Here is a 22,307-nt window from a genome sequence, read left to right on the forward strand (position 1 = left end):
TAAAATTAACTTAAGCATATATTTGCTCTTCCTAGTTACTCTCATAGCTCTTTATTAATCTATCTAATGTTGGTCTACTTACTCCCAATTCTTTAGCCAATTGAGTCTTATTAAGTTCTCTAGTCTTGTATCTATCATAATAACTACCAAAGTTGTCTATCTTAACTTCTTTACGACCCTTGTATTTGCCCTGCTCTTTAGCTATAGCTATACCTTCTCTTTGTCTTTCTAGCATGTTTGTTCTCTCAAACTCATATATTGCACCAAGCATTGTAAGCATAAGTTTTCCTGTAGGTGTACTTGTATCTAAATTTTCTTTATCACTAATTAACTTTACATGTTTCTTTTCTAAGAGCTCAACTATTTCTAATAAGTCTTTAGTACTTCTAGCAAGTCTACTAAAATCATGTACAATTATTGTATCTCCTTCTCTTACAAAATCTAACATTGCATTTAGTTGTGATCTTTTAGTATCTTTGGCACTTATTTTCTCCTGATATATTTTTTCTACATTATGCTTTTTCATTGTAACTAATTGTCTATCTTCATTTTGTTCTGCTGTTGAAACTCTCATATAACCTACTACCATATTTGACCCCTCCACCTATATTTGCTCTATAAACAATATTATAGCATAAATGTAAAATTATAGTCAAAGACTTATCGTGCTTTTTGTAAATTAATTGTGTTTTTAATTTTATTTTTACATCAAAATAGATATTTTACAATGTAAATTTGCACCATGCTTTATTTTTACAATAAATATTTGTAAAGTGGTAGTTTTTTTAATCAAAATTAATGAGTATTAAGTATTACTTTTTTGTTCTTATTCTTATCTTAGCTATGGCTGCTTCTATTTCTGTTTCACCAATTTCCATACCATTGCCACTATCTTCTTGTATAACTGTATTTGTAGGATTACCATAAATACGATTTATAAGATATTGATTGGCAGCTAACATAACTCTCTTATCACTATTATCTTTGGCCAGTACCTTAATATTATTGACATAGGACTCTATATCTTTTAATATTATTGAATTTCCCTAGCTTGCCAGCTCTTGCTTACGCCTGTCCATTTCTTTCCTAACATGTTCCCTATTCATCCAGTTATAAACAGTCTGTCTACTAATACCAATTAAGTTAGCAGCATCTGTCACATTAAAGCCTGAAATCAAGAGAGATACTAACTTTGATTCTTCTTGGTTTAATTCTTCTAATCTTCTATATCCTGTACTAACTATCTCAACATCTTTTTCACTCAAGAAATCACTCCTTTACTTGATATTTAATTAAATACACATTTACTTTAATGCCTCAAAAAATGTCCTTTAATAGTGTTTTTCAGACTTCTTAATAAATCTATTCTATTCTTTGGAAATTCTATTATTAAAGGCCTTTACACTTTTGTAATGTCCTATTGCTGAAAAACGTAACATATGAAATTTAAAGCCAATTTATAATAATTCTAATCTCTTTTTCTTTTCTTTAGTTTATTAGTAAATTTAGTTATTGCTTTTACTTCTTCTTCTTTATCTATTCCAATATATCTTCTTGTTACTTCTATAGTCTTATGACCTAATATCTTTCTTATAAGTTCTAAAGCATAAGTCTTATTCTCTTCTTCATCATAAATATGTCTTGCAAATGTCTTTCTTAAAGAGTGTGTTGCAACATTTTCTTTTATGCCTACCTTTTTTGCTGCTCCTTTTATTATTCTTCCTGCTTGTCTTGTTTGAATAGGCCTATTAAACTTCTTTCTCTTACCACTTTTAAATAAGAATTCTTCTCCTGGTTTATCTTGAGTATAGTTTTCTATAGCCCCCTTTATTACATCAGATAGGAAAACCTCTCTATCATAGTCCCTTTTTTCCTCTATAACTCTAATCCAATCCTTAGATACTCTTATCTTCTTCCCTTTTTTATCTAACTTTACATCTGTTACATCTGCAACTTTAAGTGCTAATATATCCCCTATTCTAAGTCCAGTACACATTCCAAAGAGGGCTAACAAATAGTTTCTTTCGTTCCATTCCTCTAGAAAATTCAAGAGTCTAAATACATCCTCTATATCTTTTATGGGATTAACTTTTTGTCCACTATGTGCTTCCATTCATTAAAAACACTCCTTATTACCATAATAATTTTTCCTTTGTCTCTCTTGTACTAACATCTTTAAATCTTCATCTACATTAGCAAAAGAATCTGTAATTATAGAGGTTATATCATTTGTGGTATATCTTCTTTCCTTTGAATAAGTGCTAGTCTTTATTCTAAATCCTAAGTCATTTACAGTTCTAGTTACTTTTACTACATTTTCTAACTGTAAATATAACTTAAATGTAACTAACTCAACATGATCAGACTCATCAATTATACTTTCTTCTAAAAGTTTTAAATATAAGTCTAACTTATCAATCTTAGAATTATAGTTTCTCTTAACCTTCTTTTTTAGTTTCAAGAGTTTTTCTTGCTTTTTCTTTATAAAGTCTAAAGAACATTCTCTTCCATACATACCAGGAGTCTCTTTCATTACATGGTCATAATATTTTAGATTATCTGGTACATATGCAGCACTTAAAACTTCTTCTGTTATATCTCGCTTGATTTTAAAACACCTCTCTTAAAAACACTTATTTTATTGCATAAAAAAATACCATCTATTATAGATAGCATTAAATTATCTCTATTAACTCTTTAATTTTCCTATATATCTCTTTATAGTTCATATCTTCATCTATTAACTTAGGCAACTTCATAGAAATGACTCTTTCAAGTGCTTGTATATCAAACAATTCACTTTGATTTAATTCATCTCTTTTTACATCTTTTGGTACTCCTAGTTTTTTTCTTACAAGTTCAGTGAAATGTTTATAATACATCTGAGACTTATTGCTCCCTTGACTAATAGCATAATAAACAAACTCTTGAATTTCATCTGTGAAGTCTTTTCTTACTTTTTTACCTTCTGTTCTTATGCTTATCCATTCTTGGTCTTTTTCTGTGGCAATGTAATAACCATGTATTCTAATTTGTTTAAGAGTTTTAGAAACCCACTTTGTAAATAGTTTTGCTTCTGCTTTATTACTTCTAAATGACATACTATATACTGCTTCTTCTGTCACAAACACTTCTCCACGATTATTCAACTTAACTTTAAAATTTCGGTTGTCGGAAACTCCGACATCTGAATTCTTAAATTTCTTTTTATATTCTCTATCTATATTTCTTAATGTGTCATGAATATTTACTATTCCTAGTTCCTCTCCTATATCTCCAGCATGAAACCAAACTTCTTCTCCGCTCTTGGACCATATCATCCTTATATTTTTCTCTTGCAAAACTTTCAACATACTACTACCTCCTAATCTAATAATTGAATTTTTGTATAAAAAAAGACCCAGAATATAAATTCCAAGCCATTTTTTATTAAATATATTTTTTCATAATACAATCTTATCATGATTAAAAGACATAAATCGTACACAAATCGGTCATAAATCGTACATAAATCGTCTACAAAAAAGACATTATTTACATTTAAATCTATATAACTAAATTAAGAGCATACTTTACAATATGCTCTTAGGAAAGATATTTCTTGTTTATAGATTATAATATTTCTCTAGAATTTTTATTTTTATAATTTCAAAAATAAAAATTAGAATCACAGTTATTATCATATTTCTTGTACTATTTTCTATAATATTATAACTAAACAATGCAAAAACAATGATTAATAAAATTACATTTATAGAGCCAGAAATTAAGAATGCCTTTTTCTTATTATTCATATATTCCCTCCTAGTTATTTGCTAGTTTTATACCATCTCCTACTCTTTCAGTATACACAACTTTTTTAAAGTTAGATGAGCTATAAAAATATGTAACATATTCATATCTGTATGGAACAGGAACATTAGCATGACTATTTCTAATGTCAGTTATTTGTCTTCTATAGTATGTTTTTGTATATACGCCTCCATATTTAGTAATATCATATACTTTTTCTCTATAAATACTCTCAGCTAAACCTAATAAAAAAGATGACCCTCCAGAAAGATAACCTAATCCCCATTGAATAGTTTGGATAATTCTTTCTCTTGTATAAGGAGAACTTAGTTTACGTGATTTTTGACCTATATATTTAACATTTTTCCAACTACCAGGTGTAACTTTTGTTGAAACATAAGTGTTATTGCCTTTTTTATCTACAATCATTTCATTTTCATTACTATCAATAATAGTAAATTCATTTTCATCAACAAGTTCTTGTTTGTATTCATTTTCTTCAAAAGTAGATGCATAAACCAAATTATATCCACTAGACAAAACAAAAATTCCTGCCATTAAAAAACTTATTATTTTTTTCTTTAACATAATATTTTACCACCTTTACTTAAATATTTATTCTACAAACACTGCCATATAACCTGTTAGTTATATTAAAAATAATCTTTTTATATAACTTCATAATCAAACCTTGTCTTATTTCATAATATTTTTATTTAATATCATATAATTTGTCCCTCCTTATAAGTCTATTTATATATACAACGCATAATAAAAGAGATTTTGGACAAAATAAAAATCTTTTTTTATTTTAAGAATGAAAAATAACAAAACCCTCTAGGAAAACTCAATTAAGAGCAATCCATAGAGGGCTTATTATTATATTATATATCTATATACATCTTTTATTTTATATGCTATCAATTTAACTTATTTCAAGCATCTTCAAGTACTTTTCATTAACTTTATATACATTCTTTTCTCTTGATAAAAGCTCTATCTCTTCAAAATATGTGCTTCTGTTGCTGATAGAATAATGACATTTTCAAATGACTCTTCTCTCAACACACTCTCTAGAGACTTCCTATAGTTCATATTACTCATTTCATTTATAGATTGTATTATAGACTTTAACATTAATTATATAAATACAGTTAAATTATGTCCTTTTACAATGTTTTATTTACTCTTTCATTTTGACTCATATTTGCAAGCTCTTTAACTCTTTTTACATCTAATCCTAATTTTTCAGCTATATTTGTTCCATATTCTTCATTAGCTTTATAGAAAAGAGCTGTTTGGCGATATTGAAGATTTTCTCTAGCATTACCCAAATGATTAGATATATTATTTATAAGATTAGATTTCTGTTCTTCACTTAAAACTCTTGAATACAATTCTCCTGCTTGTATAAAATCTACATCTTCTGAAGGCCTAGCATGTCTATCAAGTATAGCTTGAACTTCTATTTGAGGAGGTGCAAATGAAATATCTGGTTTAGGCGCACCATTTACAGTGTTTGGATAATAATTAGGTAAACTTCCACCATTCCCATCTATATTCATAGCTCCATCACGTTGATTAGTATTTGCTTTAGAATTTTTTGGAGAATTAACTTCTATTTGATGATGATTAGCACCTAATCTATATCTATGAGCATCTTCATATGCAAAAATTCTTCCTTGTAATAATTTATCTGGAGAAACTCCTATTCCTGGAACTAATGCACTTGGTGCAAAAGCAGCCTGTTCAACTTCTGCAAAGTAATTTTCTGGATTTCTATTTAATGTCATTGTTCCAACTGGTATTAATGGAAAATCTGAGTGATACCAAACTTTAGTAACATCAAATGGGTCAAATTTATATTCCTTTGCTTGTTCTGGTGACATTATTTGGACATATAAATCCCAAATTGGAAAATTACCCTTTTCTATTGAATCAAATAAATCTTTAGTTGCATGGTTTGTATCTTTTCCTTTTACTTCTTCTGCCTCTTGAGATGTAAATGTCTTCCAACCTTGTCTTGTTTTAAAGTGATATTTCACCCAAACATATTCTCCATTATTGTTGTACCACATATATGTATGACTAGAATGACCATCCATATGTCTATAGTCCTGTGGAGTACCTCTATCAGAAAATAATATACTAACCTGATGTATTGACTCTGGAGTTAATGATAAAAAGTCCCAAAACATATTAGGGTCTGGTAAATTTGTTTGAGGATTTCTTTTTTGTGTATGTACGAAATCTGGAAATTTGATTGCATCACGTATAAAAAATACTGGTGTATTGTTACCAACTATATCATAGTTTCCTTCTTCTGTATAAAATTTGACTGCAAATCCTCTTGGATCACGTTCGGCATCCGCTGAACCTCTTTCACCACCTACAGTTGAAAATCTTGCGAATACCTCCGTTTTTTTCCCAACTTCAGATAGGAAATCTGCTCTAGTATATTTAGATAAATCATTTGTAACTTCAAAATATCCTCCTGCGCCTGCTCCTTTTGCATGAACAACCCTTTCTGGTATTCTTTCACGGTTAAAGTGAGCCAACTTTTCTACAAGATGAATATCTTGTAACATAGTATATCCTTCTTTTTTTGATGTAGTGATAGATGCATTATCCTCACTTACAGGAATTCCATAACTTGTTGTCAAAATATTTTTATTTTTCATGCAACTCATCTCCTTATTTAAAATATAAATATATTTATATTATATATTGTTGAGATTTAAATACTTTTCAGCAATATCAATATTAATAATGATTACTATTTCTTTTATAGTTCCATAATATTCCATTTGATTATAATTGTCAAATTAAATTTTTAATTCACAAATTCATTTGTATTTTTATTATTTTTTATAAAATATCTATATAAATCAAAGTTTTTTAAGACTTTCTATGAATATGTTATACGTTTAAATCTGTTATAAATAGCATAAAAAAATGAATCCTCTATTATAAGGATTCATTTCTTTATTAAAATATTTTTTGATAAATTTTTAATTTATATCAAGCATTTTCAAGTACTTCTCATTAACTTTATATACATCCTTTTCTCTTGATAAAATCTCTATTTCTTCAAGATTATTAAACACTTCCATCAACTGGTCAACTAATTCAATCTCCTTTATTCCAGCCTTTAAGTATCTACTTTTATTCTTTTTAATATAGTTTTCCAATGTCATAGAATATCTATCTTTATTACAGATATATTTTAATATATGTTCTTCTGTTGCTGATAGAGTTATATCATTTTCAAATAACTCTTCTTTCAACACACTCTCTAAAGACTTCCTATCATGCATGTCACGCATTTCATTAATAGATTGTATTATTGACTTTAGCATGAACTCTATAAATACAGTTAAATTATATCCCTTATTCTCTACATCAAGTATAGCCTTATAATACTTAGTTCTGTTTTTAGATATCATATATGATATTGAAAACTCTTTAAAGGTATCATATCCTTTATCAATCAAATATAGATATGATAAGGCTCTTGATGTTCTTCCATTGCCATCACTAAAAGGATGAACATATACAAAGTAGAAATGAATTATAGCACTTTTAATTAAATCGCTAACTTTGCTATTTTCCATAAAATCTATTAATTTACTCATAAAGTCATATATCTTCAAAGGATCAAGTCCTGTATGTATAATCTCACCTTTTGAATCACATACATATACTTTTTCAGTTCTATACTCATATTCTTCTGAATCCAAGCAGTTTTCACCCAATATATGATGTAAGTCATATATAAATTTGTGACTATACAATTTATCTAAGTTATCTAATCCATATTCTAAGGCTCTATGATTATTGTAAATCATATACTCACTTTTATTACTTGGTTTCATCTTCCCTCTAATTATAGATTTTGCAATCTTTCTAGTTGAAAAAGCACCTTCTATTACACTAGAATAATAAGATTCTAGTGCCAAATCGTTTTTATCTTCTATTATTTTAAATATCTTACTTGATGTTAATTTATCTATTTCATTTATTAAATTTAATATGTTTTCAGTTTCATGATAGTATAGTTCTTTGTTATCAAAACTATTTAGAGGAAGTACAATTCTATTTCCAGTAGAGTATTTATTTTTGTATTCTTCTATTGTCAGTTTAATCACCACCTTAGATTATCTTTATCTATTAATATTAACAAAAAGTATTAGTTTTTACACTATTTTTAAGTATTTATTATCTTTATATATCTTTTTAGAAGATTAAAGTAACAACATTTCTTACTTTGGTTGACCTCAGAAGTAACATACACTATCATTTATCTCATAAAAGGATGGGGGGATTTAACAAATGAAATTTAAAAGAAAAATATTATCATTAGGGATAGCTACTTCTATTTTCATATCTAGCACATCATTGGTCTTCGCTGCAAAGGATTTAAACTTTAAAATAGTAGCTCATAAAATACAAGGTGCAAATAAGTATGAAACAGCAGGCTTAATATCTGACAGAAGAAAGTACACTCAAGCAGTAATCATAAACACAGATAAAAGTCTTGCAGATGGACTAAGTGCAAGTGGTTTAGCTGGTGCTTCTAATTCACCAATATTACTTACTAAACAAGATTCTATACCAAAACCTACTCTTGAAAGATTGAATAAATTTAAAAAAATCTATTTAATAGGTGGAGTTAATTCTATAAGTAAAAACGTAGAAAATACACTAAAAAACAAAAAAATAAAGGTTATTAGAATAGAAGGAAAAGATAGAATAGATACAAGTTATAATGTTGCAAAAGAGATAAGCAATCTAAAAAAGGTTGATGAAGTATATTTTACAAATGCTTACCAAGGAGAAGCGGACTCTATAAGTATCTCTCAAGTTGCAGTTAAATATAGAAATCCAATTATATTGACAAATGGAAAGAATGTGCCATTCAAAGTAGATGGAGTAAAAACATATGCTATTGGAGGAACAGCATCAATAAATGATTCTTTAGTAAACAGTACAAAAGCTACTAGAATTGGTGGTATTGATAGACTTGATACTAACGAAAAAATAGTAAAACATTTTTATAAAGATGAATTAGAACATCCAAATCAAATATGTATTGTAAATTCTGATAATTTAATAGATGCACTTTTATCTTCTACAATAAATAAGGAATATCCTATATTATTAGTAAATGAAACTAATGATAAATCATTAATTACTAGTGCTAATTTACCAATAATAATAGGTAATATAAAAAATGAAATTTTAGATCAATGTATAACACCAGATAACATGTTAACTAGTGAAACTAAAAGAAGTGATATTTCAAAAGCTTTAGATGCTATATATAAAGCAAAAGGTTCAAAAGCACATGAATATTGTTATGCATATAATTCTGGATTTGGAAATTATAAAAAAGTAGAAAATATAGATTTTCCATATTATGAATTTGAAATGATTAAAGTTAAGAATGTTAAACAAAGTGATTCTAGCACAGATAAAGCAGATACTTATACTGATAAGCATGAGAGTGTTAAAACAGTTGGAACTTTAATTGTAAACTCTGAGACATTAGAAGTATATGAGTATAACTTTGACACTAAACAGTTAACTAAAATATAATCAAAATTTAAAGATTCTATTTAAAGGTTTTAATTCCAAATCAAATTTTCAGCCACTCTTAACTATAATTTTAGAGTGGCTTTTTACTGTTTAAAAATAGCCTAAATAACAAAAATAAGTATTGTATAGAATATCATTTTCTATGTAAATATCTTTACTAAAATGTGATAAATGTAATTTTTAAATAAAATAATTATATAATGTCTAAAAGTTAACTTTTCATTCGTTATAATTATAAATACATCACAAAAAAGGAGGATTAATATGTTAAATAAGAAAAATATAAGTTTAATTATCTTAGTAATAGTTTTAAGTTTATTCACTGCTATATTTATTTTCAATAACAGAAATACAAATGATAAATTAAAAGAAGTGGCTAAGAACAATGAAAAAATAGTTCCTAAAAACTTAGAAGATTTAAGTATAGAACAATTAACAGAAATTAGAGATAAGGCTATTGATAAAAATTTAGAAGGTCTTAGAGAATTTGGAGAAGATTCAGTGAAAGAACGTAAAGATTCAATTTTAAATTTTGAATTTGGGTTAGTTGCTTTTGTTAATAAGAATTATAGTAACTTAACAGAAAAAGAGAAATTAATAAGACAAATCAATATTGTTGAGTATGAAAACTCTATAAACGAAATAATGGATCCTTCAGGTTCGTTCTTTGAATTAGCAAATCAAAGTTATGAAATTAATGAGTTCATGTTAAAAAACAAAAAAAATTATAAAGAATGGTCATATGAATATATAGAATTCCTAATTGATCATTTAGAAGAATTGTGCAAATTTATTGATTTTGATGTAAAAGATGTAATAGATATTATTGATCCTACAATAAAAACAGATCTTTCAGAGGAACAAAAGAAATCCTTGAATGATAAATTAAAGAAAATGTCTTCAAGTGATACTTTAAGTGAAGAAATTAAAAAGGAGATAAAAAACTGGGAAAACAATTTGAATAGTTTAAATATGAATAAAAATAATTCTAATTAACTGATAGTGTAAAATGTACATAATTATAAACAAAAATAGTGATGTCTCAAAATTGATTATTTTCTAATCTAAATATTTTAGGCCTATCCAAAAACATAAGATTATGGTCTAAAATTTCAAATTTTAGACCATAATCTAATTTATATTATACTGACTTAGACATTTAAAAGTTCCTTTAACGCACTCTTTCATGAAAGCACAAATTAGCCTACAGTATTTTCAGTGTAATTTAGTCCTCAATATCATCAAAAAATATAGTTTTTATAAATTCTCCAATTCTTACAGACTCTGATTTTTTTAAATCTTTAGGTATTTCTATTTTTACATTTACATTTGGTCTTATTGGATATTCTACAGTTATAAACTCTTTTTCATCTAATTTATCTTCTACAACTTCTCCAAGTGCTATTTGGATATCTTTATATCTATGAGTTAAATCTGCACAAGTTTTTGGTACTTTTAGTGAACTTCTTAAATCTAATGTTAAATTATTTCTTAAAAGTGGTTCTCCAATCCAGTTGACACCTCTTTGATGAGGATATCCTTCACCTGTAGCTTTAGTTTCATCATATCTATAGTCTGTTGATATTTCACCTATATAGACAAGATCTCCATGTGGAACAACTACAACATCTCCAATATTCATTCTATTTGCTATTATATCTAATGTTGATTTATCACTAGACATTGATCTAGGGTTTTTATAATTACGTTTATTAAGTATTTCTCCTATATCATTTATATCTTTACCTGATAAGTCCTCTACATAATCCCAACCAACTCCTATCAAATTGTTTGCTTTAAATTCTTTCATTCTATCAATATTATTTGGTAATGCTCTAAATAACCATGCTTTTTTCATATTTATATCCCCCTTAGTATTATTATCTATTCACATAATATCAAGTTTTACAGAATAAGTCAACAATAAACTTATAGATAACTATAAGTTATCTATAAGTTTATTGTGTTTAAAAAAGCACACATTGATTATTTTATGATCTAAATTTAATAAAAAAACAAGTTGATTTTAATTTTTTCATAAATATAAAATCTCAAAGCAATCCTTTTATCTTATCTATAATCTCTATTCTCATTTGTTTACACTTACTTGTTGAAAATCCAATCATTCTCCCAACATATTCCCAAGACGTCCTATTATTTGAAAAGTACTTATATTGGACTATTTTCTTTTCTTCTTCACTTAATATCTTCATTGCATTATCTATTTTTTCAACTAACAATTCCTTATGTCTTTTCTCTTTTTCTTTTAATAATACTTTCCTTTCTTTATCTTCAACTTCTATCTCAACTACACTTTTAGTGTTATATGTTCTACCTGATTTCTCTTTAATCTCAATACCACTACATCCTCTATAGTCATTCTTTATTATTTCTATATCGATACCTATTTTCTCTATTTCTGCTTTTACTTTTTTATAACTATATAATTTACCTTCAGCACTACTGAACAAAGTATCTTTTTTATTGGCCAATGTTACTTCACACTCCCATTTATGTTATAATGATTTTGTGATGATAGTTTTAGAGTTTTGACAAATGGGAGCATGAAGTAATGCTCCTTTTTTCTTTTTTGAACTTACTTATTACCAAAACCTATTTTCTTAAAAAAATCTTCAATTTTACTTTCATTTTTTTCTATATCCTTTAGCATTTGTTCTTCTTCTCTTTTCTTGATAATAATTATTTCTTTACTATCTTTACATACATTTATAGTCTCTTTATGTATTTCTTCTTGCATGATTGCTCTATATGCATCAATTCCACTACTTCCAACATTTAGATTAATTAACTCATCTATTGTACTTTCCATGCTTTCTTTAAGATTCTTTATATTTTCACTATGTTCAATAAGGTTTTTCATATTCTCTTCCATCTTAAATTCCTCCTTTAATTTTTCTTACATTCAAAGTCTTGATACATACAACCACAGTCTTTACATTGCCATACAATCCCTATACTAGTTTTAATCTTAAATACATTACCACCACATATTGGACACTCATTTTCCCTACCACCAATTATTTTAGTCTTCATTTTACCTCCGATAAACTTAAATTATTATATTATTTTCCTAGTATATTAATTTCAGATTTTAATTTCCCAAGTCTTCTGCATATTGTTATTTGATTTACTCCAAACATTTTACCTATTTCTTTCTGAGTATATCCTTTTTCTCTTAGGTAAACTATTTTCTGTATATCTTTTATCTTACTTCTCTTTACACAAGATCTAATAACATGGACGTTTTCTATATCTATACTTTCATTGCCTGCCAATCTATCTTCTATTCTTATTTCTTCATTATAAGTATTTCTATAGACACACTTTTCAAAACTATCTATATCATTTCTATAATGTTTTTTAACATATCTAGTCGTAAATGTTTTCAAATGTCCTAATATATATACTCCTGCTATTGTAGAAAATTTTCCTCTATTTTCATCAAAGTAACATGTTGATTTATATAATCCTATAGAACCTTCTTGAAATAAATCTTCTTTCAAAGATGGATATTTTCTTAGAAAACATTTAAAATGTTTATTTATAATAAAGTGCACAAGGTTTATATTATCTTCAACTAATTTATTTCTTTCCTCTAAACTTCTCATATAATCACCTCTTAAAATGGTATATCTTCGTCATTTAATACTTGAAAACCAATCTCCTTATCTTTGTTATTTTCTTCCTTTGGCTTATAATCGAGCGAATTAACAGTTTTAGCTCTAACTTTTGTAAAGGTTTTTCTCTCTCCATGTTCTTCATATTTTCTATTCTTATTTACTACTATTTTTCATACATTATTTCTTCTCTTTTTTCCATCTCTTTTACAACCTCTGTTGCTTTTAATAATGATTCATATCTACTCATTGACTTAGATTCAGATTTTATTTCTGATGCTATTTTATTAATAAATTCTGTCTTTTCTAATATGTTCATATGTGATATTTTCTTCATGAACTAGTCCCCTTTTATATATCTTTTTTTAACTTTTCATATATGTTTTGACATTTATTTTCTATTTCTTTAGTTTTTTCTACTGTTTTAATTGCATCATTAAAAGCTCTATTTATTTTGACTGCAATATCTAATGATGAATTAGTACTTTTGTATAAACTATTTTTAAAGTTACCAATTTCTTTTATATCTTGCTCTATTAACTTAATACTTTTTCTTAATCTAATGTTGTTTCTAATGCTGAAAACTGCATCAAAGCATAATATCAAAATTACAATATTAAATAACATATACTTTCCTTTCTATTAACAAGAGTTTCATATGTTTATTTACAAATGTAACATCTATTTTATTTCTGTTTAAGATTTTTTCTAATTTCATTTTTGTACCTCTTTCTATTAAAAGTTATTTTTCTACTAGGAAATTAATTAATAAACTTTGACTATAATTTAATAACGTTTTTATCAAAATTTTTAATTTTATTTTTTCTCTCTATCATTACCATCTTTTAATGATTTTTGACAACTTCTTTAAATCTGTGTTTTTTGCGTAATGTAATCGCATTCTATAAGTATTGCAATTACTATATCTTTTAATTTTTTTCAATATTGATTTTCAATACCTTGTAAATCCATAATTTCAATATTGAAAAATGACCCTTTTTCAATATTGAATTTTGTTCAAATTTATTACTTTGTAAAACTTCCTCTTTTCTTTACTTATTTTTCAAACTTTACCTTTTGACTTTTCTTTATAATTTCATCTAACTCTTTATTGCTATATTTAGTAAATGTCTGTTCAAAATTAGCAAATCTATTTCTACTAACTTCTTTATCTCTTTTAACCTTCTCATTTCCATTTTTAGCCATCCGAGGCACTTCATTTAAGTAAGCCTCAAACTTGTTGCCAAAAAGCGTTTCAGGGCGTAAATAGACGCTCATTTTAGCATCTTCTAGCCATGCGAGAACTTTGTTATCTATTACTTTGTAAAAATCTTCTTCAATAAATCCTTCTGTGAGTCTTGAGTCAATTAAAGACGTAGTTTTCTTTGTTGTACTTTTAAAAGATTTCTCTGCTTTTTCATTTAAGTAATCAATAATTCTTTTATGTGTCTCTTTGTCATTTGTTTTATCTTCTTTTTGCCCTGGAGGACTATATATATTATTAGTTAAATTAGTCTTGTTAATATTAGTCTTGTTACTGGTCGCCTCACGACCTACCTTTTAAACTCATTACATAATACATATTGGTATCATTTTCTTTTTTATTCTCAACTTTGCGTTTAACTTTTATTATTAGTTTCTTTTCCTCTAAGCCTCTTAATGTTTTTTTAACAGTTGTTGTTCCGCACCCTATTTTTTTAGCTATTAATGAAATACTTGGAAAACATGAGCTTTCATTATCTGCACGCCTAGTCAAAACAATATAAACCATTTTTTCATAGATATTTAAATTAGCATCATCTATGAGTTCATTTTCTATCCAAAACCAATCCCTTTTCCTAGAGTCCTTTAAAAGTTCCAAAAGCTCCACCTCCTTCCTGCTAAGTTATTTTTTTAAGATAATAATTCGAATTTATAATCATTGAATATTAAATCCTCTTTACTTATAGTTTTGTATATTATTTCTTCTATTTCTTTTTCATAATACATGACTAGTATTTCATTTTTTTCTACTTTTGTAATGATGCAATCCATTTTGGTATTAAATCTTGTCTCTTGTAATTGAACTGCTTTTCCTATGTGATTTCTATCAAAATCTGTGATTTTCAAACTTATCACTCCCTTTAAATATTCACTGTTAACTGTTATTTCTGATGTATAACACTCTTATTTCCCTTTTTGAAATTACTCAATGTGTATGTACTGGAAATTATGGTTTCTATAGTTCTCCATTCATTAGGTTCATTTTTTTTTAAATAGTCTATCATCAGAGCTGTTTCTACTTTTTCTTTGTTTGAGCAAATCATTTTTCACACCTCCTATACTTACTTTGTCGTTTAGCTTATTTTAATTATAACTACTTTGTCGTTAAAAATCAATATATTTTTTGTTATTATTATGATTTTGTCGTTATTATTATTTTCTAAATGACAAAGTCGTTTTATTATAGTATAATAATGACAAGGGAGGATTGTAAAAATGACAGAAGTTTCAAAAGAATTAAAAACTAAAGAAATTGGAAAAAGGTTAAATGAATTAAGAACTCTCGAAAGCCTTTCACAAAGAGCATTTGGAGAAAGAATTTTCTTATCGCAAGACCAAATCTCTTTACTAGAAAAAGGAAAAAGAGTTTTGACAGAAAGAAGTATTAATGACATATGTAGGGAATTTGAAGTAAGTGAAGAATGGCTAAGAAATGGAAAAGGTGAAATTTATAAAGATTGTCTGGCTGACTTAGAAATTGATGATGATGTAAAAGAAATAACTAACAAACTTTATGAATTAGAACAGGAAGATAGAGATGCTATCTTAAAAATGATAGAACTCTTACAAAAGAAAAATAAATAGTGATAAAAGAGGTTTGAACTTTATCAAACCTCTTTTACTTTTATATAAAATGCTTCTATGCAATCTGTTAAAAAGTTATAATCTTTTTTAGAGATTTCTTTCATTCGATGTATAGAGATAGCAACTCTTTTCTTATTCTTAGTGTAATTCATTTTTGATTCAAGTTTTAACTCTCCCATAATATCCCCCCATATTCAAAATATTCTGATTTATTTTTTTACAATTCCTCTATTTCCGAAAAACAATAGACATCTTCCCTCATTTGAAGTTTTTTGAAACTAATATATTCCATATTTTTTACTTGCGTATGTCATGTTCTAAGATGAATTTGAAATTAAAGATTATGGTTATTTTAAAATTGTTTTACGTACGTAGTTTATATGTATTATTTCGATATATATCTTCTTTATACTACAAGTATAGTACCTATTTTTTCAATAATTAACTTCCAATTTTTACCATATAAAATTTATTATCTTAAATTTGCAAATAAAAAACAGAGCAATTAAAAATTGCTCTGTTTGCCACTTAGTTAATATAAAACTAGGACTATCACTTTCTCAAATTTCTTCGTATGAAACATTTACATACCACTTAGTTAATATAAAAGAAATTAATTATAACATGTAAATTATTATGATGTAGAAATTTACATACCACTTAGTTAATATAAAAGGCGCAAACTAAAGTAGTTGCAATAGCAGAAATAACTTCATTTACATACCACTTAGTTAATATAAAAGTATGCTTATTTATTACATATATAGCGTTGTTATGAGAATTTACATACCACTTAGTTAATATAAAAGCCCAAAATAAATTGAGCATTTTCAATACTTTAAGATATAGAAAATATTAAAATTTGCAGTGAGCACAAGATAGTGTTTTTTGATATTTTCCAAAAACACATTGTAATTCAGTATTTACAACCCTTACAGCGTTTATTTTCAAAGTATCGCACATTGCATATTTATATATTTATTATAGCATAATTTATCTAATAAGAATTTCGATTTATTAAATAAACTGAATATAGAAAACCAAAATAATTTGAGTTTATATATACATTTTTATAAAACTTATTATTTAATTTATTTTATAAATTATTTATACATTTTTATTTAAGTTATATTTTAATTTTTGCATCAAATAAAAGGGGATACCTCAAAATAAAAATTTGAAATATCCTCTTTTATAAATTTCTTTAAAGCTTATACTTCAATCATATTTTCAACTAATCTTTGTTCATAACATTTTAAATCATTTTGTTTTAGATAATCAAATTCAGACTCTACATAAACACCACAGCCTACAAATTCAATTTTCAAATCAGGTATATTTCCCTTTAATATACTAGTCTGCTCGTAAATAATTCTTTCTAACAAATCAATCTGTAATATAGAAAAATATTTCATAATCTCACCATCATTATCTATATCTCTCTTGATTTCAGACCAACTTTTTACCAATACATATTTTGAATCAATATATCCTATATTCTCTAATATGTTCATACTTTCGATCCATACATGTTTACTAGATTTCTCGAAATATGATTCTAAGTTCTTCTTCTGTCCATTTGTAAGTAAATCATAAGAAAGCTTCTTATTAAAATGTGCCTTCAAAGAAATCTTAGCCATAGAGTATGGACTTCTACCAGAATTTAAACCAGCATTCTTGAACTTTTCTATGCCTTTATCTTCTACTGAAGACCATATTGAGTTTATCGAATCTGAATCATTATACTTAACATCAATACTATGTGTAATATCAATATAATTTTGTGGAAATACATATTGAATATAGGTATCTTTTCTACCATCATATAGAGAGAAATATCCGCTATCATACAAATGAATATGCACCTTTACTTTTTGACTGTCATCTAAAATATTTCGTCTAAGGTTAGGAATATTTGCATACATAGTTATGTATTTTACAGCATCAAAATTTTGATTTAGTGGAACTTTAAAACTAATTTCATCTCCCGTCAAAAGCTTTTTCACTTCTTCTTCATTACAATCATATAGAGAATATGTATTTTCAAATCCTACACATGATTTTCCATCTAAACTTCCTGCTAATGATATTTTAAAAATATGATTGTCTGTTTTTTGCCATTGATAAGCATCTTGGTCAAGAAACTCTTTAATCTGTCTATTCTGCTCCTTGGCTTGATTTACAACCTCATTTTCATCTTCTGTGATACCTACATGGCATCTATTTAAGATATTTACTATATTACTTCCAAATGGAAACGTCCATAGTTGAAAAGCTGCTGCCTCCACCTGACACAAATATCTAACCTGATTTAATTCGATTTGGTGAATAAGTTTTTTCTGATATTCATTAATTTGATTACCACTATCTGATATTTGATAAATTAATTCTCCCATTGCAAGGTTATCTTTTTTCTTATCAATCTTATCAGTAATGACAATCTGAGTTTCCATCATATCCTGTACTTTTTTGAATATTATAGAAATGTCCTCTGAATTTTCCATTTTTAAACTTGCAAACTTTGTACTTAATTCAGTTAAAACTTCCTTCATCTTTAATTTACTTATCTCATTTTCAAAAATATCTTGGCTTTTAACTGTATCATCAAATTTTTCTACAAATGGTATAATAGATTCTTTAAAAGTCTTATCTTTAAACTCTGCCATTTGAGTATTTAATTCATCTAACTTCTTAATATTATTTTCTTTATCTTTAATTGCCTCTTTAACTACCTCTATTTTGCTTTCAAAACTAGACTTTACATTAAGACAATTATTAACACCACTAATTGCTGTATTAACAAGAAAACAAGCAGAACTACCAATACTTAATGCATTTTTAATAGTAGATATTTTTTGTTGTCTTTCAATAGCCTCTTTACTCTTTCTTAGTGCATCCAACTTATCCTTTTGTTGTTTATTATTATAATTAGCTTCTAGCACACCTATTTCTTTTTTCTGGATTTTTGAGTAAATTTCCTCATACTTACCTTCATTTAAACCCTCTTTTGCTATTTGAATATCATTAGCTTTGTTTGGGTAGTTATAATCCTCTATAGACTTATCCATGATAGCTTTAATTTGGTCAAATTTAACTTCTGTTACTCCATCAATCCCTGCCAAGTTATAAGTCATTTTACCTAAAGCTTTCTTTCTATCTTCTTTTAACTGTTTTTCAACTACAAAGTCTATACCATCAAAATTTAACTTAAAATCTGAAAAATCATACATAGTGTTAGTCCACTTGCGTTCTTCTTCTTTAGCTAAAAGATTTTCCTGCAAAGATTTTGCACTATCAAATGCTCCTAGACAAGCTTGTCCAACACCACTAAATGCTGTTAGTAAGCCCAATGCACTTTGTATTCCTGAAAGAATTAATTGTGTTTTCATTTGTTTCTTAAGTTTTTTCTGCTTTTCTTTTAGTTTCTCTATATCCTCTTTTTCATTTTCTTTTATCTTTATAATCTCTTGAATCAACAGATTCATTTTTGCATTAACAGAAAGCATTTTATTCTCAAGTTCTTTTTTTAAAACTTCAATTTGTTGATTCCCATATTTGATTTGAGTTAGGACACTTTCTTTATATGTATTGAAATATCCTTCTTTTAGCTCATCCTTCTTTCCTTGTTCCAGTTCTTTTAAAATCTTATCTAAATACTCTGTCAAACTACGAATATCTGTAACACGATTTCCTCCAATTTCATTTTCTTCTATCATCTGAACATAAAAGGCTGCCTTTTGTTCAAGTGCAAATAAAATCATACTCCATTCGCTAAAATTCTGCTTTTCTCCTATAAAAGATTCTATTCTATCAGACTGCATCAATTTATTTATAAGGTATTCATAAATTTCCTTTGCCTCTTTATAAAATTCTTTCTTTATATTCATATCATCCAAAGAAATGACTGCTTTATTTTTCTTATCAAAACCAGAATACTTCTGAAGTATTTCTCTATTTAACTGCATCTCTACTTTCTCAACTGCATGAAAAATTTCATATATATGTGAAAGTTCTAAAATATCAGCTTCTAAAATTCCTACTGCACACAATAATCTAAGGTTTCTATACCCCTTACTTCCAGAAAAGCCAAATCTCTCAAAGAACTCATAGAAGAATGTATCCATTGATAAAGAATATTCTTGTTTTAACAATTCTCTTTCTTTTAGTGCATCTCCAAAACGACCTTCTTTTCCATCTTCACCATCTGAACCTGACTCTTCACGTTTGCTAATTGTCCAGTCCTTATGTTTTTCATAAAGGGCTTTTAATTTCTCTCCATCATCTAGTATTTCTTTATATTCGTCTTTATATTCGTGTAATATGCATCTATCAAAAAAATAGTAGTTTATATTATAATTGTTTATATTATAACCATTAAAAAACCTTGTGTCTTCACATATACCTCTAATTCCGCCAAGACCTCCAGATCCTCCTTTTCCTCCAGGACCTCCTTTTCCTGCCATACCATGACTTCCATCTTTTTTGCTTATATTTCCTTTTAATACAATCGCTTTTCCAAGGAGATAAATCTGCCCAGATTTGCTCCCAATACCTGCATTTCCACCATTACCTCCTGTACCTCCAGTTCCACCTTGTTTTCCTTTTTCTGCTTTTATCATAAAAAATCTTATTAATCCATGCGTATCACCCTTTTTAGCAAATTCTTTCGACTCTCTTTTAGAATCCATTTTAGCATTTGCTCCAGCTTCTCCAGTTATTCCTGCAGCTCCTATTTTTCCATCTTCTCCAGTTCCACCTTGTCCGCCGTCTGTATAAAGTTTGAGTTCTCCTCTTTTTTCTATCTCCTTAAAAGATAATAAAATATCACCTGAAGTTCCTGCATTATTACCATCTCTTCCATCCAATCCATTATAAATAGTATTTTCTCCAACCAATTGCTCTGCATCCTTACCAGATACATTGATTGAATAAGTGCCTTCTGGTATAAATACTTTTTTTGTAAGTAGTACAATATTTTTACCTGAGAAAACTTCTTTTTCCATATTACAATCTATTTTTAGCTCACAATCTCCATACATATATATAGATGATATAGTATCAAGTTGATAACCAGAAATTATTTTAGTCAAATCTGATAAATTCACTTTAGGTATAGGTATATATAGAGAAAGTATATTTTCTTTCTTGTATGATTTTATGTATGTACAACTTCGAATCCTCTTTCTCCTATATTCTGCATCTTCAAGCTTTTTGCTTTCTTCTTCCTTAGTTTCTTCTTCTATTATCTGATATTTAATATCCCTTAATGTATTTTCTAATGTATTCTTTAGTAATGATTTTAACAATTCATTTAGACTTACAATATGAGTTTCGCTACAATAACTATTTAGCTCTAAAAGAAGACGCATTTCTTCTAATATATTTACTTTTTGTACACCATCATCATATGAAAGTTCTTGTATAAACTCCATAAGCTCTTTCATGCTATTAGCTCTGCTACATAAATCTATATACATCTTGTCTAATTGAATTTTTTTATCATTTAGGCTCTTTATAGAAGATAAAATGGAAATAGAATCTTCTATACCTTTCGTAACACTTTTTGTATAAGGAACTAAAAGTTTTTCCAACTCCTTATATGTTACATCAACAGCTTTTTGTATTTCCATTTTACAAGAAGCAGTAAGCATTAACCCCATATCAGTTTTTTTAAAAGTTGGAGGAAGAGTTCTCATTTCATCCAATAAAACTTTTGGCTTTTTATCTAATGGATTACATAATTTAATAGCTACATTATCTGATAATATTACATTTAATAAATATCCTAATTCCTTATAACCTTCATAGTTTTCTTCTTGATTGTCTAGGTCTTTTTTTACTTTTTTCAGTATATTTCTTGCTTTATCTTCAGTTAATCTACCACTAATTTCCTTAGGTATTTTATTAATGAGAAAAAAGAAATTTTCTTTATGTTTTTCATAATCACCAAACATATCTTTTAAGTTTTTGCCTGTTTCTATTAAGAGTGCATGCTTAGAGTCTAGTAAAGATTGATAATCTAAAATAACTACTATTCCCTTAACCTTTGAAGATGTAGAGATAGCTTCTCTTACAAGCATAGCACCTGCAATCATATAATCTGCTCCACGATTATCAAAAAAACCTGGACAATCGCATAATGAGAAATCTCTATCTGAAATATCTAAAGCTTTTGGACATAAAGTTTTAGAGTATACGCCATTTCCAATCTCAACAGCTGAGTTTTCTGCAGTAATATATACTTGTCCTGTTTCTTCATCTGTCTTTTCTTCCATTACACAGCCTTTTAAATAATTGATACAAGTACTCTTTCCAACACCTGAGGTACCTAAAAATAATAAAATCGATTTTTCTTCTAAATTATATTTTCTAAGTTCGCCCCTTCCTTCTTCTAAAAGGTTTATAATTCTACTATAAAGTTTATTTGCCATA

At 27.0% G+C, this 22,307-nt stretch carries 27 protein-coding genes; 3 read left to right on the forward strand and 24 right to left on the reverse strand.

The window, feature by feature from the left end; all coding sequences use genetic code 11:
• Nucleotides 1-31: 31 nt before the first annotated feature.
• The 11 genes from KGF50_RS02740 to KGF50_RS02790 all read right to left on the reverse strand — a co-directional run bounded on the left by KGF50_RS02740 (nucleotide 32) and on the right by KGF50_RS02790 (nucleotide 7,940).
• Nucleotides 32-589, reverse strand: a complete 558-nt coding sequence (locus KGF50_RS02740) for a recombinase family protein (RefSeq protein WP_227846708.1) — start codon at nucleotides 587-589, stop codon at nucleotides 32-34.
• Nucleotides 590-812: 223 nt separating this feature from the next.
• Nucleotides 813-962 carry a hypothetical protein gene (locus KGF50_RS02745; protein ID WP_227846709.1) on the reverse strand — a complete coding sequence of 50 codons (150 nt, stop codon included), beginning with the start codon at nucleotides 960-962 and terminating at the stop codon, nucleotides 813-815.
• Nucleotides 963-1,046: 84 nt separating this feature from the next.
• Complete coding sequence (locus KGF50_RS02750; protein WP_227846710.1) at nucleotides 1,047-1,265, reverse strand: helix-turn-helix domain-containing protein; 219 nt, start codon at nucleotides 1,263-1,265, stop codon at nucleotides 1,047-1,049.
• Nucleotides 1,266-1,468: 203 nt separating this feature from the next.
• Nucleotides 1,469-2,113, reverse strand: a complete 645-nt coding sequence (locus KGF50_RS02755) for a tyrosine-type recombinase/integrase (protein ID WP_227846711.1) — start codon at nucleotides 2,111-2,113, stop codon at nucleotides 1,469-1,471.
• 3 nt (nucleotides 2,114-2,116) lie between these two features.
• Nucleotides 2,117-2,533: a hypothetical protein gene (locus KGF50_RS02760; protein WP_227846712.1), complete on the reverse strand. Its 417-nt coding sequence runs from the start codon at nucleotides 2,531-2,533 to the stop codon at nucleotides 2,117-2,119.
• 142 nt (nucleotides 2,534-2,675) lie between these two features.
• Complete coding sequence (locus KGF50_RS02765) at nucleotides 2,676-3,353, reverse strand: BRO family protein (protein ID WP_227846713.1); 678 nt, start codon at nucleotides 3,351-3,353, stop codon at nucleotides 2,676-2,678.
• A 252-nt stretch (nucleotides 3,354-3,605) separates the two neighbouring features.
• Nucleotides 3,606-3,794: a hypothetical protein gene (locus tag KGF50_RS02770; protein ID WP_227846714.1), complete on the reverse strand. Its 189-nt coding sequence runs from the start codon at nucleotides 3,792-3,794 to the stop codon at nucleotides 3,606-3,608.
• A 10-nt stretch (nucleotides 3,795-3,804) separates the two neighbouring features.
• Nucleotides 3,805-4,380, reverse strand: a complete 576-nt coding sequence (locus KGF50_RS02775; RefSeq protein ID WP_227846715.1) for a hypothetical protein — start codon at nucleotides 4,378-4,380, stop codon at nucleotides 3,805-3,807.
• A gap of 408 nt (nucleotides 4,381-4,788) precedes the next feature.
• Nucleotides 4,789-4,929 carry a hypothetical protein gene (locus tag KGF50_RS02780; RefSeq protein ID WP_227846716.1) on the reverse strand — a complete coding sequence of 47 codons (141 nt, stop codon included), beginning with the start codon at nucleotides 4,927-4,929 and terminating at the stop codon, nucleotides 4,789-4,791.
• A 32-nt stretch (nucleotides 4,930-4,961) separates the two neighbouring features.
• Nucleotides 4,962-6,473: a catalase gene (locus tag KGF50_RS02785; protein WP_227846717.1), complete on the reverse strand. Its 1,512-nt coding sequence runs from the start codon at nucleotides 6,471-6,473 to the stop codon at nucleotides 4,962-4,964.
• A gap of 330 nt (nucleotides 6,474-6,803) precedes the next feature.
• Nucleotides 6,804-7,940 carry a Fic family protein gene (locus tag KGF50_RS02790; RefSeq protein WP_413926776.1) on the reverse strand — a complete coding sequence of 379 codons (1,137 nt, stop codon included), beginning with the start codon at nucleotides 7,938-7,940 and terminating at the stop codon, nucleotides 6,804-6,806.
• A gap of 184 nt (nucleotides 7,941-8,124) precedes the next feature.
• Here KGF50_RS02790 and KGF50_RS02795 point away from each other — a divergent pair, with 184 nt between their 5' ends.
• Nucleotides 8,125-9,390, forward strand: coding sequence for a cell wall-binding repeat-containing protein (locus KGF50_RS02795; protein WP_227846719.1), 1,266 nt, complete (start codon nucleotides 8,125-8,127; stop codon nucleotides 9,388-9,390).
• A 264-nt stretch (nucleotides 9,391-9,654) separates the two neighbouring features.
• Nucleotides 9,655-10,386: a hypothetical protein gene (locus KGF50_RS02800; RefSeq protein ID WP_227846720.1), complete on the forward strand. Its 732-nt coding sequence runs from the start codon at nucleotides 9,655-9,657 to the stop codon at nucleotides 10,384-10,386.
• A gap of 229 nt (nucleotides 10,387-10,615) precedes the next feature.
• Here the strand turns inward: KGF50_RS02800 and KGF50_RS02805 are convergent, their stop codons facing one another.
• From KGF50_RS02805 to KGF50_RS02855, 11 genes are all read right to left on the reverse strand, one after another.
• Nucleotides 10,616-11,248: a hypothetical protein gene (locus tag KGF50_RS02805; RefSeq protein ID WP_227846721.1), complete on the reverse strand. Its 633-nt coding sequence runs from the start codon at nucleotides 11,246-11,248 to the stop codon at nucleotides 10,616-10,618.
• A 193-nt stretch (nucleotides 11,249-11,441) separates the two neighbouring features.
• Nucleotides 11,442-11,882, reverse strand: coding sequence for a RinA family protein (locus KGF50_RS02810; RefSeq protein WP_227846722.1), 441 nt, complete (start codon nucleotides 11,880-11,882; stop codon nucleotides 11,442-11,444).
• 104 nt (nucleotides 11,883-11,986) lie between these two features.
• On the reverse strand, nucleotides 11,987-12,283 hold the full coding sequence (locus KGF50_RS02815; protein ID WP_227846723.1) for a hypothetical protein: 297 nt from the start codon (nucleotides 12,281-12,283) through the stop codon (nucleotides 11,987-11,989).
• Nucleotides 12,284-12,297: 14 nt separating this feature from the next.
• On the reverse strand, nucleotides 12,298-12,444 hold the full coding sequence (locus KGF50_RS02820; RefSeq protein WP_176702517.1) for a hypothetical protein: 147 nt from the start codon (nucleotides 12,442-12,444) through the stop codon (nucleotides 12,298-12,300).
• 29 nt (nucleotides 12,445-12,473) lie between these two features.
• Complete coding sequence (locus KGF50_RS02825) at nucleotides 12,474-13,019, reverse strand: sigma-70 family RNA polymerase sigma factor (protein WP_227846724.1); 546 nt, start codon at nucleotides 13,017-13,019, stop codon at nucleotides 12,474-12,476.
• A 175-nt stretch (nucleotides 13,020-13,194) separates the two neighbouring features.
• Nucleotides 13,195-13,365, reverse strand: a complete 171-nt coding sequence (locus tag KGF50_RS02830; RefSeq protein ID WP_227846725.1) for a hypothetical protein — start codon at nucleotides 13,363-13,365, stop codon at nucleotides 13,195-13,197.
• A 14-nt stretch (nucleotides 13,366-13,379) separates the two neighbouring features.
• Nucleotides 13,380-13,655 carry a hypothetical protein gene (locus KGF50_RS02835; RefSeq protein ID WP_227846726.1) on the reverse strand — a complete coding sequence of 92 codons (276 nt, stop codon included), beginning with the start codon at nucleotides 13,653-13,655 and terminating at the stop codon, nucleotides 13,380-13,382.
• 429 nt (nucleotides 13,656-14,084) lie between these two features.
• Nucleotides 14,085-14,552: a conserved phage C-terminal domain-containing protein gene (locus tag KGF50_RS02840; protein ID WP_413926778.1), complete on the reverse strand. Its 468-nt coding sequence runs from the start codon at nucleotides 14,550-14,552 to the stop codon at nucleotides 14,085-14,087.
• 22 nt (nucleotides 14,553-14,574) lie between these two features.
• The gene (locus tag KGF50_RS02845; RefSeq protein ID WP_227846727.1) at nucleotides 14,575-14,889 is read right to left on the reverse strand and encodes a helix-turn-helix domain-containing protein; all 315 of its coding nucleotides are present in this window, start codon (nucleotides 14,887-14,889) and stop codon (nucleotides 14,575-14,577) included.
• 32 nt (nucleotides 14,890-14,921) lie between these two features.
• Nucleotides 14,922-15,137: a hypothetical protein gene (locus tag KGF50_RS02850; RefSeq protein ID WP_227846728.1), complete on the reverse strand. Its 216-nt coding sequence runs from the start codon at nucleotides 15,135-15,137 to the stop codon at nucleotides 14,922-14,924.
• Nucleotides 15,138-15,172: 35 nt separating this feature from the next.
• Nucleotides 15,173-15,334, reverse strand: coding sequence for a hypothetical protein (locus tag KGF50_RS02855; protein ID WP_227846729.1), 162 nt, complete (start codon nucleotides 15,332-15,334; stop codon nucleotides 15,173-15,175).
• Between the two features lie 172 nt (nucleotides 15,335-15,506).
• Here KGF50_RS02855 and KGF50_RS02860 point away from each other — a divergent pair, with 172 nt between their 5' ends.
• On the forward strand, nucleotides 15,507-15,875 hold the full coding sequence (locus tag KGF50_RS02860; protein WP_227846730.1) for a helix-turn-helix domain-containing protein: 369 nt from the start codon (nucleotides 15,507-15,509) through the stop codon (nucleotides 15,873-15,875).
• Nucleotides 15,876-15,898: 23 nt separating this feature from the next.
• On the opposite strand, the gene KGF50_RS02865 is transcribed toward KGF50_RS02860, so the two are convergent.
• Complete coding sequence (locus KGF50_RS02865) at nucleotides 15,899-16,054, reverse strand: hypothetical protein (protein ID WP_227846731.1); 156 nt, start codon at nucleotides 16,052-16,054, stop codon at nucleotides 15,899-15,901.
• A 1,032-nt stretch (nucleotides 16,055-17,086) separates the two neighbouring features.
• A complete protein-coding gene (locus KGF50_RS02870; protein ID WP_227846732.1) occupies nucleotides 17,087-22,306 on the reverse strand; it encodes a GTPase in 5,220 nt (1,739 codons plus the stop codon).
• Between the last annotated feature and the right edge of the window lies 1 nt (nucleotide 22,307).

Source organism: Clostridioides sp. ZZV15-6598 (assembly GCF_020657705.1).
GTDB lineage: Bacteria > Bacillota > Clostridia > Peptostreptococcales > Peptostreptococcaceae > Clostridioides > Clostridioides difficile_F.